Origin of the sequence: Pseudovibrio sp. Alg231-02, from assembly GCF_900143565.1 — a bacterium.
Classification (GTDB): domain Bacteria; phylum Pseudomonadota; class Alphaproteobacteria; order Rhizobiales; family Stappiaceae; genus Pseudovibrio.
The window spans coordinates 308,601-321,938 of sequence record NZ_FREX01000007.1; the positions used below are offsets into that span (position 1 = coordinate 308,601).

Below are 13,338 nucleotides of genomic sequence, written 5' to 3' on the forward strand. Positions count from 1 at the left end.
ATGCCTGTTAGAAACCCAGCTCAGAGTTAATCAACACATCGAATAAGACGACCCATCACCAACTTTTCTTTGCAAAGTACGAGCAGCCTAAATTTATAAGTGCATTACAAAACTGTAGTAACTTTATAGTTTGTTGCAAAACTGTCGTACAAGATGTATCGCAAAAATAAAATCCGACTTGAACCTTAGAGAACAGTCCCTTGAGCAACAACCTGCCAATCTCTGCCTTCATCATTAGCCAAGATGAAGAAGATCGTATCTTGATGGCAATCAATAGTGTGAAAACGTTGGTTGATGAAGTAATTGTTGTAGACTCAGGATCAACAGACAACACAGTCGCTCTTGCAGAAAAAGCTGGAGCTAAGGTCATCTACAATAAATGGGACGGGTACGGTAAGCAAAAGCGCTTTGCTGAAGATCAATGCAGAAACACTTGGTTACTCAACATAGATGCCGATGAGGAAATCACTTTAAAACTAGCTGATGAGATCACAGAAATTTTCACATCAACTCCGCGTGCAGATATCTACAAAGTACATATCGTCGACGTTTTTCCGCATGAAAAGACAGCAAAAAAGTGGGCATATGGTTACTGGCAATATCGTCTTTACAACAAGGAAAAAGGTCGTTTTTCATCCTCGAGTGTTCACGACACAGTGAGACCACATGCGGGAGCTAAGATAGCAAGATTAAAAGGCAAAGTTGATCATCGCTCGCAACGATCAATTCAGTTTACAGTAGAAAAATTCAACCGCTATTCTGATATGCAAGTTCAGGATATGATTTCCAGAGGACGACGAATATCACCGCTGAGATTACTGACAGAATTCCCTCTCGCGTTTTTGAAAAGCTATTTTATACGTAGAGGTGTGTTTTATGGGCTATGGGGCATCGTAGATGCTCACAACTATGCCTATTCCAGGTTCGTTAGACTAGCTAAATATTACCAGTATCAATTGATCGAAAGGGCAAAAAAGGCTAATAAAGAGCGATGAAACATATGTAGGTTTGTACAGGTACCATCGTGAAGCCGCTCATCAGTTATTTATTAACCGTATATAATAAGGAACAAGAACTTCCACAAACAATCCAGTGTTTACAAAAACAAAGTGGTTTAGACGGCGCACAGGTAGAGTTTATCTTTGTAGATGACTGTTCATCTGATCGTTCAATCGAATTTCTCAAGATTGAAGCGGCAAAAGATTCTCGTATTAAGATAATTGAGAACAAGCAAAATCGTGGTCCATCAGTTCGAATCAATCAAGCTGCTAAGCATGCTAGCGGCAGTTACTTAATTCCACTCGACGCAGATGACTTCCTCACTTCCAATGGTACTCGCACCTTACTCAACATTGCAGGAGACACTGGAGCAGCCCTTGTTTTCGGAAAATCAAAACGTGGTTTTCAGACGCAGGCCCTCATCGATGTCAACTCACTTGTCACTGTTGCAAAAGACCCATTGGCCTATTGCGCTCGAAAACAGATCGTACACATGGGCTTTCTTGTTGACTCTCAACTATGGAGAACAGCTGGTGGGGCCGATGAACGGATATTCATCCAAGACCAGTCTTTGCCCTTAAGCTTGAGTGCAGCTGCTAATCGACTCGCTTATATCCATGATGTTGTGTATTGGCTGCGGCCCCAAACGCGCAACAACTTAAGCGCGAACACAACTCAACAGCACCATGATCGTTTCTTTTCTGCCCTCTTCCAATTAGAAAAGGCAAACATTTCGTACCCAGCAAAGCAATATTTAACAAAGCAAATTTTCTCATCTCGTTGGAAGCTGTTACGAGATACAAGAAAGATAAACTCTTATTTTTCTGAAGCTTTTTTGAGCTACATCTGTAATAAATTATCCCCTAAAGCTGAAATATCTAATGAAAAACTACAATATTACATAAAAGAAATGTTATCCCATAACGGTGTCAGACGGCTCAGTTTTTCGTAAAAATTCAATAAAAGAAAGAAAATTCTAAGGCAAATTTATAAAGAATGATTAAGCAGAATCAACCAATTCAACAATGCGGGCATGAGCTGGTGATCGAACTCTTCTGGGCCCTCCATCGCGCCGAATACGTGATCTGTGTTGATGACAGCAAGTTGCTTTGGTCCCGAATGGCGACGCAGCCAGATTTCACTGACGGTTGGTTGAGGGAAAATGACCCGGTCATTTATGGCAGCAACGACCAACATCGCTCCGGCAAAGCCTGATTGTTCCAGAACTGGCGGGACTTCAGGCAGGTCGTGAAAAAACCGGGCTTTAATCTGAATCTTGGTTCCCCATGGAAACTCCGCAGAAACCAATCGATCTGGATCTGATAAGGCCGAACAGGTTCTGACTTTCTCACCAACCAAATGCCGGAACGTCTTCCTCGGATGCACAGTTGGCGCCAGTAAGGCAATGCCATCAAGATCAGGCCGTATGGTTGTTGCGCAGCCAGCTATGTAGCCACCCTGGCTCCATCCAACCAGGATGAGTTTGGAAAATGAAAATTGATTTTGCCTGCGGACCCAATCAATAACTGCAACAGCATCATCTCTCTGGCTGTCGAATGTATTATCTTCCCAAGCCCCGTCACTGTCACCAGACCCACGAAAATCAATGCGCAAGGAAGCATAGCCAACTTCGGCTAGTATACGAGCCATACGAGAGAAGATGCCTTCTTCAGTCCCTTTGATCGCCAGCTCATCGCGGTTTCCATGAAAGCCATGCAGAAGGATCAACAAGGGTGTCGTTGCCTCCGTCGCACCAGCGAGTGTCCCGATAATCTCTTGCTCTCCGATTGGGATCGCGACTGTTTGCTCTTTTAGTTTTACATCCAGCACCTTGCTTGCCCTTAAACTTCCATCATATTGCGGCACAAAGCTTAGTGGAACATTGGCAAAACTATACTGAAAGTTATTCAGCTGCGATCAGCTGCCTGGTGTAAGCAGCTGACCAAGCTCTGCTTTAAAGCTGCGTGTCAAACCATCCTAAGATGGCCGGAACAACGCTCTCATCAATCATCTGCGGGCCTTCAAACGCACTCCAAACATGATCGGTGTCGAGCACGACGAGCTTCTCTTCGCCATCATGATAAACCATCCAGGCCTCACCAATTGCTGGCTGCGGTGTGATCAGAGCATCCTTAAGACCCATCATTACAAGCAATGGCCCGTCATAGTGCGCCATCGCTGCCAATGGACTGGTGACTGGCATCTCCTGATAGAACTGGGCTTTCAGTGTTGTTTCAACACCCCATGGCAAGCTTCCTGTGATCGGCGTTTCAGGATCAGCAGTCATCGCTTTGTTCACCAACTCCGTTCCGAAGAGGCCCGTAAACGTCACCAATGGGTTGGTTGCAGGTGCCATTAAAACTACGGTGTCCAAATCTGGTCGTGCAGCAGCTGCATGGCTGGCAACAAGCCCACCCTGGCTCCATCCAATCAAAGCAATCTTAGTGCCTTTGAATTGCTCTTGGGCACGCACCCAGTCAATGGTTGTGACGGCATCCTTAATCTGCCCGGAGAACGTTGTGTCCTCCCACTTTCCATCACTTTCGCCTGAGCCCCGAAAGTCAATCCGCAGCGATGAAACACCGCCTTCGGCCAGCAAACGTGCCATGCGAGAGAAGACACCTTCTTCAGTTTCCTTTACCGGTAGCTCGTCACGCGTTCCGGTAAAACCATGCAACAGAATTGCGATTGGGGCGTTTTCTTGTGCTGCGGTCTCCAAAGTACCAACCACACTCTGGTTGTCGACAGGAATGGAAACAACACGTTCTGTTGCGCCTGCGGTTTGCATCATAAACAAGTTGATTAAACCAAGGACCCCAACGCTCGATGCAATAAACTTATTCGACAAATACATTTCAACTATCTCCCTCAAAATTCTTAATTCAGAAACACGCAGGAGTATAACCAGTAAATTTTGCTCAGCAATGGTTGAAAAACTCAACGCCATTTAGATCAAGTAAAACACGGAGTTCCTCTTGCTAATCCCGCGACAAATAAGGGAATATAGCCGCGTCAATCAGGGGAGGTGTTTGATATGGCTAACGGGCGCAATGTGCTCTGGATCATGTGCGATCAATTACGGTTTGATTATCTGAGCTGTTATGGTCACCCACATCTGCACACTCCACATATCGACAAACTTGCGGAACGAGGTGTCCGGTTTAACCGCGCTTATGTTCAATCTCCCATTTGCGGCCCATCTCGCATGAGTTTCTATACCGGGCGTTATGTGCGCTCTCACGGCAGCACATGGAACGGCATACCGCTTCGTGTCGGGGAGCCAACGCTCGGGGATCATTTGCAAGAGATTGGCGTGCGCAACGTGTTGGTTGGCAAAACCCATATGCGTGCAGATTCTGACGGCATGGCCCGCCTCGGCATCTCTCCGGAAAGCTTCATTGGTGCCCGCGTTGCTGAATGCGGGTTTGAAGTGTTCGAGCGAGATGACGGACTTCACCCCGATGGGTTATACTCTCCAAATCCGCAATACGACAGTTACCTCCAAGCCAAAGGATACCATGGCCCAAACCAATGGGAGCAATGGGCGAACTCCGCTGAGAGTGAGGACGGTGAGATCCTCTCCGGCTGGTTGCTTGGTCACGCTGACAAACCGGCGCGGGTTCAGGCTGAACATGCCGAAACGCCTTACATGATCCAGCGGTTCAAAGACTTTGTTGCCGTTGCCGGTGATGAGCCTTGGTGTGTGCATCTTTCACTTATCAAACCTCACTGGCCCTATATCGTTCCAGCCCCCTACCATGACATGTATGGAGCAGATGATGTTCTGCCTGTCGTACGCTCAGATGTTGAGAAGCAAGATCCACATCCTGTGTTTAAAGCCTTTATGGGTGAGCGCGTTTCCAAGGCGTTCTCCAATGATGAGACCCGAGCAAAAGTCATTCCTGCCTACATGGGCCTGATCAAACAGATCGACGATGAAATCGGCAAACTCATGGCGTTCCTCGACGAAAAGGGGCTGACAGACACCACCATGATAGTGTTCACCTCCGACCATGGGGATTACTTGGGCGATCATTGGATGGGCGAGAAGGAACTCTTCCACGAACCATCTGTCAAAATTCCGCTGATCATTGTTGATCCAAGAGCAGAGGCTGACGAGACGCGGGGCACCGTCAGCGAAGAGTTGGTCGAAGCAATCGATCTGGCGCCGACCTTTGTCGAGTTCTGTGGCGGTACGCCCAAATCAAACGTGCTTGAAGGCCACTCTCTCTTGCCGTTGCTCGAAACTGTTGAACCTGTTCAGTGGCGTGAGTTTGCCATTAGTGAGTACGATTATTCCATGCGCAATGCGCGGATGGATCTTGGGTTGCCGGTGGCAGATTGCCGCCTTGCAATGATCATGGACAAGCGCTGGAAGTTTATCCATGCGGAAGGTTTCCGCCCTATGCTCTTTGATCTTGAAGAAGATCCTCAGGAGCTGAATGACCTTGGCGCTGATCCCGCATTTGCTGCAGAACGGGAACGTATGAGCGAGGCTTTGTTTGCCTGGTATCGCAAGCACCACACTCGCATTACGATGACCGACGAGCAAATCAAAGCCAACGCAGGTAAAGAGCTTCAGGCCGGTATTCTCATCGGATATACCGACGAAGAAGAGTTGGAAGAGGCCAAGCGCGAGCAAGGCCTCCTCTGATTGCATGGAGAGGGAGCTTCACAGCTCTCTCCGTTTACAGCTTCAAAAAGCGAGCGATTTCTTCAAGAATATCCTCATGGATCTGTGCCCGATCAGTTCCTTCAGGATCATCACATACCGGATCATCATTTTCAGCTGCCAGCACGGCAGGCCCTTCCGGCTTACACTCCGCCAGAAATGTGAAGTGGTGTCCGGGTTTGACGACAGTAAGGCTCGCATTTTCCAGCTTAGCAACCAGATTACTGCCTTCTGGTCCCACATCAGCCGCTTTCCAAAGGTTCTCTTCGCCAATGTTTAGTAAGAGCACAGGTTGCTTAACCGCCATCAGGCTTTGTTCGTCAATGACATAAGTAAAGCCGGGGTCGACGGCAATCGCGGCAGTAACCCGACTATCTTGTGCTTCTTTTGAAAAGCCTACAGGCAGTCTGGAAAAATCAACGCCGCCCTTGGAAAGAAAGACGCAGTCTGCTTGTCCTTTGCCAATACCGGCGCAGTACTCGTTGTACTGATCGCCCTTAAACCGCAGTCCTACCAGGTTCAGTGCGGTCGCCCCTCCCAAAGAGAACCCAAGTGAGCTGATGCGACTTTCATCGATATAGTCTGCAAAAGCCGGATCATTCAGAAGCTCATCCAGTGCTGCAGTCAAATCCTTGGCACGCTCATCAAGGCGCAGCGACCGGCGGGGAGATGAATCGCCGGAGGTGCTACCCGGGTGGTTGACTGCGAGGACCATTGCGCCTTTCAGCGCCAGTCCGGATGACAGCCATGAAAGCCCATCCATGTTACCGCCAGAACCATGCGAGAGCACAACAAGTGGATGCTTGCCCTCTTTGATTGCAGCGCCAACATAGGCGGAGGTGCCCTTAAACACCGCATTGTCGCCAATCACATTGCGGTAGGTTGGTGTTTTGATCGGATACCACACAGACGCTGCAACAGCAGACGTGCGATGAGGAGCCGATACGGTAAGGCGGTCATAGCCCGCAATCTGCTGCTCCGCCAAAGCAGACGTACAGGCCATTGCTAAGAGAGTGCCAAGAACCAGAGTTTTCATGTTGCTATCCTTTGTTGTGATAGCAACGTGGTAGGTGGCTCAGTCTTTTAGAGCGTCCTGAAACACGAATTAGGTCTCTCATATCGTGTTTCAGGACAAAGGAAGTATCAGGTGCGCATCTCGCTGTTGCTCAGCGGACCATTGCGCAGCTCGGTGATGTACTCGGTCACAGCGGAAGACAGCGATGCAATCTGCTGGTTCATCTCAACTGCAGATCCGATCACATGCTCAGCAGCATTTTCCGTTTCATTCGCGTAAGTCGAAACATCCGCTACATTGCTGGCCACAAGCCGTGTACCAGAATAAGCCTCGGCAATGTTCTGGGCGATCTCGGTGGTCGCTTCAGCTTGCTGTCTTGCAGAGAGCGAAATGGAATCTGTGACGCTTTCGATTTTGGAAATGGATTCTGCGACCTGCTTAAACGAGACAACTGTTTCCGCAGTCGCTGACTGGATGGCCTCAATCTGACCGGAGATCTGACCGATTGCATCAGAGGTCTGGCCTGCCAGATCCTTTACCTCACCCGCCACAACGGCAAAGCCTTTGCCCGTTTCCCCTGCCCGCGCTGCTTCAATCGTCGCATTGAGCGCCAGCAAATGAGTCTGCTCGGCAATGGAGCTAATGAGTTCCACAACATCGCCGATGGTCTCGGCGGCGGCGCTCAAGCTGCTGATCTTGGTTTCGCCAGCTTCAACTTCCTGAACAGCTGTTCTCGTAACATCAGCAGTAAATTTCACTTGATTGCCGATCTCTGCGGCAGAGGCAGAAAGCTCCTCAACAGCAGCAGATACGGTCTGCACATTTGCGGATGTCTCTTCAGACGCCACGGTCACGGCAGATGCGCGCTGAAGGGTCAGGTCGGCGGATTGTTCCATCTGCTGCGCGTTGTCGCTCATATTCTGGCCCGAGCTGGAAAGCAGGTCTGTCGCATTGCGGGTCAGCTGTTCAAAAGCATCGGTTTGACCAGAAAAATCGCAGATCCGGTTTTGTACTTTCGCGATCGCCTCATTCACCTGAGTTGCATAAACCAGAAACGAGCCTTGCAGCCCGCGCGTGACGACACGCCGATAATACTTGTTCGCTGACAAAGCGTGCGTGGATGCCACCATTTCGCGAATAAAGGAATCCGTCTTGTCCGTGGAGTAGTTCACACTCGCAAGCAGGTCCTTCAACTCTCCATGATCCATTCCCACAAGCGTGCGTGCTTCCAAATCACCACTTGCCTGCAAGGTCGCGATTTCTGTCACATGCTTCAGCACGCGTCGTACCTTAAGCACGAAAAACAGTGAGAGCAACGCTGCCACACCAGCCAGACCAGAGAGGATTGAAAGCAGGCTGCTCTCCTCTCCCATTCCAAGAAGCGCAATACCAACGCAGATTACAGCCGTCAGGCAACTCAGGAAGACACTCTTAGAGAGTGAGGATAAATTCATCATAGGTCACCCGATTATCGGAGAGGTAGTTCGCCAGAAACTCAGAGCTATTGTGTTGCCCGTCTTTCCGGCTTTTTGGAGCCTGCTCCATCTCAATGAGCTGCTGGTAGAACGGAATGATCGCGTCATTGAGGATCTTTCGCTCTGGCACTCTGCGTGTTGAATGATATCCGATGATCTTTCCTGCATTGTCGAAGGTGGGAGTGACGTGGGCGAACACCCAGTAGAACTCACCGCCCCGGCAAAGGTTCTTCACATACGCAAAGACCTCATGCCCATCCGCAATCCGCTTCCAAAGAAGCTCGAAGACGCACCGAGGCATGTCTGGATGACGAATAATGCTGTGTGGCTGACCTATGAGTTCCTTGTAGGAGTATCCCGCAATCTCGCAAAAGATCTCATTACAGTACGTAATGCGGCCCTTTAGGTCAGTCTTGCTAACAATGATGTCTGCCTCACTGAATGTTTTTTCAGTATCGGACAGATGTGCACCCGGCGACATAGCTGCCTCTATGTTTTTCTAGTTCGTTACTTAAGTGAATAAAATTCAAGCAGACAGAATATGTATTTCATAAATTGACGAGCAGTTAATATAAAAAACGATTGTTATTAATTCACCAAGTCATTCCCTAGTATATTCAGCATGCATATGTTATTCTATACATATATATCAGCGTTTTGTATTTATCTTTGCGACACAACAAAGACAAAATACTTACGTGTAATTCTATAAATTCGAACTATTACAACTCTAAAATGCTATTCCTCCTGGAAATATATAAATGAAATCATTTTGTTTAATCAGGACAAAATAAAAGGCAGCTTAGAATATCTAAGCTGCCTTCCAATTTTCAGAATTTTGAGTGTGTTAGCCGACTTTCGCGACCGCAGTCAGGAAGTCATCAACTTCTCTGCCTAGCGCACGCGTACTTTCAGTCACCTCTGTAGAGGCTGTCAGCACACGTGAGGACGCGGTATTGGTTTCACTCACTGCATCAGAGACCAACGTCATATTCTCGTTTACGCTGGATGTTCCCACAGCAGCTTCCTGCACGTTGCGGCTAATCTCAGTTGTCGCAGCCCCCTGCTGCTCAACAGCCGTCGCAATTGCAGAGGTAAATGCAGTAACCTCATCCATTGTATGCGAGATGCCCTCGATGGAGGATACAGCATCTGTCGTGGAGTTCTGAATCGCGGAGATCTGGGAACTAATTTCCTCTGTAGCCTTGGACGTCTGGTTGGCAAGTTCTTTCACCTCAGCCGCAACGACTGCGAATCCCTTACCAGCTTCTCCAGCACGCGCCGCTTCAATGGTCGCATTCAAAGCCAGCAAGTTGGTCTGCTCGGCGATCGCCTGAATCAGCCCGACAACCTCACCAATCTTGACTGTGGCATCGGCCAGCTCATTGATGCGGTCGTTGGAAACGTGCGCACTCTCAGTTGCTTTGGCAACAACGGAGGTTGTCGCGCTCACCTGACGTGCAATCTCCTCAATGGAACTGCTCAGCTCTTCAGCTGCGGCAGAAACCATCTGCACGTTGTTCGCAGCATCAGTGGAAGAGGCCGCTGCCCGCTCTGTCTGATCAGAAGTTCCACGAGCAAGATCTGCCATCACGCTGGCTGTCTCACCCATCTCACCCATGCTGTCATTCACAGAGGTCAGCAAGTTTGCGGCTGTATTTCTGAAGTCAGTGATCAGCTGCTCAATTTCACGCTGCTTTTCAGCGTCCTTTTCAGCAACATGTGCCTGCTCTTCGCGCAAACGTGCACGTTCCAAAGCGTTATCACGGAAGACCTGAACCGTGCGGCTCATATCACCAATTTCGTCTTTACGCTTTGCGCCGGCAATCTCAACATCGGTATCGCCATTTGCCAGACGTTCCATGATGCCGGTCAGACGCTTGGTCGGACGAGTGATGGCAAGAGACAGACCCAGTGCAATCAATGCACCAAGTACAAGACCAACAGCAACGGTTGTCGCAATCAGATTGGTTGCAAGGTCACCAGCTGCACTCGCATTTTCAGCCTCAGAGGCTGCAATGTCGATGATCTGACCCTGGACTGTTTCAGATTGCTCAGTGAGCTTTGTAACAAGACTGGCAAGTTCTTTCTTACCGTTTGCCATTGAGCCGAAACCGGAACGGATCGCAGCGATTTCTTTGATGGCATCTTTAGAGGCCTTCACGCCACCTTCAATGTCCTTCACACCCGCTTTAAACTCGCGGCCTGCTGCACCAAGCTGGTCAATCTCCTTGGAGACTTCCTCAGACTTCACACCAGACCCTGCACGCAGGAAGGAAAGAGAAGACGAGCTCACAGCCAGTGTCTGGCGTGTGATGTTGGAAACTGAGGCCAATGCGGCATCAACCTGCTGCTTACGATCAACCGCTTCAGCCTGCTTCCTGTTCGCATCATCAATAGAGCGATAGGTAAAGCCGATGACCAGCTGAGCCGTTTCGCCGAGCACATCAATACTTGCAGTGATGTCCTGACGCAGCGAATACATCTCGGAGAAGTCCGTAGAATCGCGCAGGGCTTTCAGTTTATCAACCAGCGTATCTGAAACGCCTGCCAGACTTTGAAGAACCTTGGCATCCAGATGTGACAGCTGGATTTTTTGCAGTTTCTTGATCTCACGGCGCGCTTTCGCAGCGCTGAGCAATGTTTTGCGCAGTGCGCCTTCTTCAGAGCTTGTTGTCGCCTTCACGAAGAAGTAGCGCATGTTCAGGGCCTGGCTCTGAATAGTCGCAACAAGGCGGCCTGCTTTGTCAGCTTCTTTCAGCTGCTCTTTGGCCAGCTTGTCCTGCTCGGTTGCCGAAGCCGCAATCTTTGAGATGTCAGCCTGAACCTTTTTGCCAATCATCTGAAGATTGGCAACAGCAGACATCATCTTGGCAACCTGAGATTCCTGAATATCAGTCGACATACGAACACGACTGAACAAACCTTTCAGAGCCCGCACATTTTCGTGGGTCTCTTCAAAGGCGGTACCATCTTTGCCATCTGCAACAACCTGCTCATGAAGAGCTTCCAGATCTGCGCCCAACAGATTCAGCTCATCAGCCGCAGCGGTTGCATCATACTTGCTCAAGCTGCGCAAATAAGTTTCGCGCGCTGATGTCGTATCATGCAGGCCCTGCATTAAACGCATGGTTGCATTTGTCATCTCTGTTTGCTTGGTGAGCTGAGAGATAGAAAAGATTCCGATCCCACCAGCTGCAGCGGAAAGCAAGAGTACAATAATGAAGCCACCGCCGATTTTCATCGACAGCTGCAAATTCGTAAATAGCTGGAGGACCCGCCTCATGACCCGATTTCTCCCGAATAGAAGTCATTGCCCATGACTTGGCGGCATCCTAAGCTTGTAAATCTCAACCAGTGGTTAACCCGTGGGTATTTAAGGCATTAATTGAGTAATTTCTGAAAGTTTTATCGTTTTATGCGTTCGTCATCTATTTATTATAAGTGCAATTAATCATTACATTTTTAACAATCAAGAATCAGCAACCTGTAGTAGAAGCGCCTCAAGTGCAGTACGCAGATTGCCGGAGAGCGCTTGCGGCCTGCGTGTCGCACGATCTACGTACACATGCGTAAAAAAACCTTGTGCGGCGGCTCTCTCGGCATCTTGCGCAAACAAGGCCAGCTCGTATCGCACGGAGCTGTTTCCCAGGTGCCCGACACGCAGCCCAATATCGATCTTTTCCGGGTAGGCGATCTCAGAGAAGTACTGGCAACCAGATTCCACAACCAACCCGATCTCATCCCCCTCATGAATGTTGAGGGCATCGTTTTCGATGAGGTAGGCGTTCACAGCACTATCGAAATAACTGTAGTAGACCGCATTATTAATGTGCCCATATACATCGTTGTCTTCCCAACGGGTCTGAACATCACTGAAGAACGCGTAATGTGCACGAGTATGCGCAGCCGGCTTTTTGGGTTTGCTCATAGTCTATGGTCTCCGCTTCAATCCGTTCTCAAAGAGCCTGCTGGTAGATCTTCAAGGCGCTATCCTCGTCAACCTCACGTGGATTATTCACCAGCAACCGCGTTTGCTTCATCGCTTCACTGGCCAGCTTCACGACGTCCTGTTCGCCAATACCCACTTCGCGAAGCGTTGTTTCAACGCCCAGAACTTTGGAAAGCTCCGCCAACCGGTCTGCAAATACGCTGCCTCGATTATCCGCCGGAATTTCTGAAAGTTCCGGAAACACCAGAGGGGCAAGCTCAGCATAGGCCTGCGCACAGGTTGGCAAGTTGAACCGTATCACATGCGGCAGAACCAGCGCATTGGAAACTCCATGAGGCACATGGAAGATGCCGCCAATCGGATAAGCCAGCGCATGCACAGCCGCCACCGGAGAGTTGGCAAACGCCTGCCCTGCCAACATGGAGCCGAGCAACATATTAGAACGTGCCTCTTTATCCTGCGGCGTGTTCACGGCTTTTTCGATATTCGCACCCAGCAAACGCAAGGCTTCCTGCGCCAACACTTTAGACACCGGATTGTTGTTTGCAGATGTCGACGTGTAGGCCTCAATTGCATGCACCATCGCATCAATGCCTGTTGCAGCTGTGACATGTGGTGGCAGGCCAACCGTGAGATCCGCATCCAGCAGCGCCACGTCAGGCAATAGGGACGGAGACACAACGCCCTTTTTCTCAGCTTCACCGGTCGTGATGATGGAGATAGGTGTCACTTCAGACCCTGTGCCAGCGGTTGTCGGGATAAGGATCAGCGGCAACCTTTTCCCCTTCGCCATTCCAACACCGTAGATGTCAGTAAGCTGTTCGCCTCCCCCAACAAGCAACGCAACAAGCTTGGCAACATCCAGCGAGGACCCACCACCCAGGCCGATGACACCATCCACATCAGTCGATGTAGCTAAATCTGCAGCTTGCAAGACGATGGCTTCTGGCGGGTCGGCAACAACATCATCAAACAGGGTAACGTCTATTCCAGCAGCTTCCAGCTGAGCGATCACAGGGGCAACAAGACCTGCTTTCATCAGTCCTTTATCACTCACCAGAAAAACGCGTTTACCGATGATCTTCAGTGTAAGCTCATCCAGCTTTTGAACCGCGCCCGGCTCACATACAACGCTCGCTGCCGTGTTAAATACAAAGCCTGTCATTTCATTCCCCCCTCATTGCTCAGCGCAAGTGGCAAATTTGAGCAATGCAGCGAGAATGCC

At 49.5% G+C, this 13,338-nt stretch carries 11 protein-coding genes; 3 read left to right on the forward strand and 8 right to left on the reverse strand.

What is annotated here, in order from left to right; genetic code table 11:
• Nucleotides 1–200 precede the first annotated feature (200 nt).
• Entirely contained in the window at nt 201–995 is a 795-nt protein-coding gene (locus tag DHN43_RS19015; RefSeq protein WP_108819674.1) for a glycosyltransferase family 2 protein, read from the forward strand.
• Between the two features lie 29 nt (nt 996–1,024).
• Complete coding sequence (locus tag DHN43_RS19020) at nt 1,025–1,951, forward strand: glycosyltransferase family 2 protein (RefSeq protein WP_108819675.1); 927 nt, start codon at nt 1,025–1,027, stop codon at nt 1,949–1,951.
• A gap of 35 nt (nt 1,952–1,986) precedes the next feature.
• Here DHN43_RS19020 and DHN43_RS19025 read toward each other — a convergent pair whose 3' ends face one another.
• Together DHN43_RS19025 and DHN43_RS19030 are read right to left on the reverse strand one after the other, a co-directional pair.
• A complete protein-coding gene (locus tag DHN43_RS19025) occupies nt 1,987–2,829 on the reverse strand; it encodes an alpha/beta hydrolase family protein (protein ID WP_108819676.1) in 843 nt (280 codons plus the stop codon).
• Between the two features lie 124 nt (nt 2,830–2,953).
• The gene (locus DHN43_RS19030) at nt 2,954–3,853 is read right to left on the reverse strand and encodes an alpha/beta hydrolase family protein (protein WP_108819677.1); all 900 of its coding nucleotides are present in this window, start codon (nt 3,851–3,853) and stop codon (nt 2,954–2,956) included.
• Between the two features lie 180 nt (nt 3,854–4,033).
• Between DHN43_RS19030 and DHN43_RS19035 the strand changes: the two genes are divergently transcribed.
• Nucleotides 4,034–5,653, forward strand: a complete 1,620-nt coding sequence (locus DHN43_RS19035) for an alkaline phosphatase family protein (RefSeq protein ID WP_108819678.1) — start codon at nt 4,034–4,036, stop codon at nt 5,651–5,653.
• A 34-nt stretch (nt 5,654–5,687) separates the two neighbouring features.
• Here the strand turns inward: DHN43_RS19035 and DHN43_RS19040 are convergent, their stop codons facing one another.
• The 6 genes from DHN43_RS19040 to DHN43_RS19065 form a co-directional block, all read right to left on the reverse strand.
• Nucleotides 5,688–6,707: an alpha/beta hydrolase family protein gene (locus DHN43_RS19040; RefSeq protein ID WP_108819679.1), complete on the reverse strand. Its 1,020-nt coding sequence runs from the start codon at nt 6,705–6,707 to the stop codon at nt 5,688–5,690.
• Between the two features lie 107 nt (nt 6,708–6,814).
• Entirely contained in the window at nt 6,815–8,140 is a 1,326-nt protein-coding gene (locus DHN43_RS19045) for a methyl-accepting chemotaxis protein (protein WP_108819680.1), read from the reverse strand.
• A complete protein-coding gene (locus DHN43_RS19050) occupies nt 8,118–8,642 on the reverse strand; it encodes a PAS domain-containing protein (RefSeq protein ID WP_057462945.1) in 525 nt (174 codons plus the stop codon). The genes DHN43_RS19045 and DHN43_RS19050 overlap by 23 nt, the downstream gene beginning before the upstream one ends.
• Nucleotides 8,643–9,008: 366 nt before the next feature.
• Nucleotides 9,009–11,405: a methyl-accepting chemotaxis protein gene (locus tag DHN43_RS19055; protein WP_208980592.1), complete on the reverse strand. Its 2,397-nt coding sequence runs from the start codon at nt 11,403–11,405 to the stop codon at nt 9,009–9,011.
• A 228-nt stretch (nt 11,406–11,633) separates the two neighbouring features.
• Complete coding sequence (locus tag DHN43_RS19060; RefSeq protein WP_063310547.1) at nt 11,634–12,092, reverse strand: acyl-CoA thioesterase; 459 nt, start codon at nt 12,090–12,092, stop codon at nt 11,634–11,636.
• 28 nt (nt 12,093–12,120) lie between these two features.
• Nucleotides 12,121–13,278 (reverse strand): iron-containing alcohol dehydrogenase, encoded by a 1,158-nt coding sequence (locus DHN43_RS19065; RefSeq protein ID WP_108819681.1) that lies wholly within the window; start codon nt 13,276–13,278, stop codon nt 12,121–12,123.
• Between the last annotated feature and the right edge of the window lie 60 nt (nt 13,279–13,338).

What these genes read in the sequence shown, in the direction of transcription:
- DHN43_RS19030 (WP_108819677.1), bottom strand. Translation starts at nt 3,853, where the DNA reads ATGTATTTGTCGAATAAGTTTATTGCATCGAGCGTTGGGGTCCTTGGT.
- DHN43_RS19035 (WP_108819678.1), top strand. Translation starts at nt 4,034, where the DNA reads ATGGCTAACGGGCGCAATGTGCTCTGGATCATGTGCGATCAATTACGG.
- DHN43_RS19040 (WP_108819679.1), bottom strand. Translation starts at nt 6,707, where the DNA reads ATGAAAACTCTGGTTCTTGGCACTCTCTTAGCAATGGCCTGTACGTCT.
- DHN43_RS19045 (WP_108819680.1), bottom strand. Translation starts at nt 8,140, where the DNA reads ATGAATTTATCCTCACTCTCTAAGAGTGTCTTCCTGAGTTGCCTGACG.
- DHN43_RS19050 (WP_057462945.1), bottom strand. Translation starts at nt 8,642, where the DNA reads ATGTCGCCGGGTGCACATCTGTCCGATACTGAAAAAACATTCAGTGAG.
- DHN43_RS19055 (WP_208980592.1), bottom strand. Translation starts at nt 11,405, where the DNA reads ATGAAAATCGGCGGTGGCTTCATTATTGTACTCTTGCTTTCCGCTGCA.
- DHN43_RS19060 (WP_063310547.1), bottom strand. Translation starts at nt 12,092, where the DNA reads ATGAGCAAACCCAAAAAGCCGGCTGCGCATACTCGTGCACATTACGCG.
- DHN43_RS19065 (WP_108819681.1), bottom strand. Translation starts at nt 13,278, where the DNA reads ATGACAGGCTTTGTATTTAACACGGCAGCGAGCGTTGTATGTGAGCCG.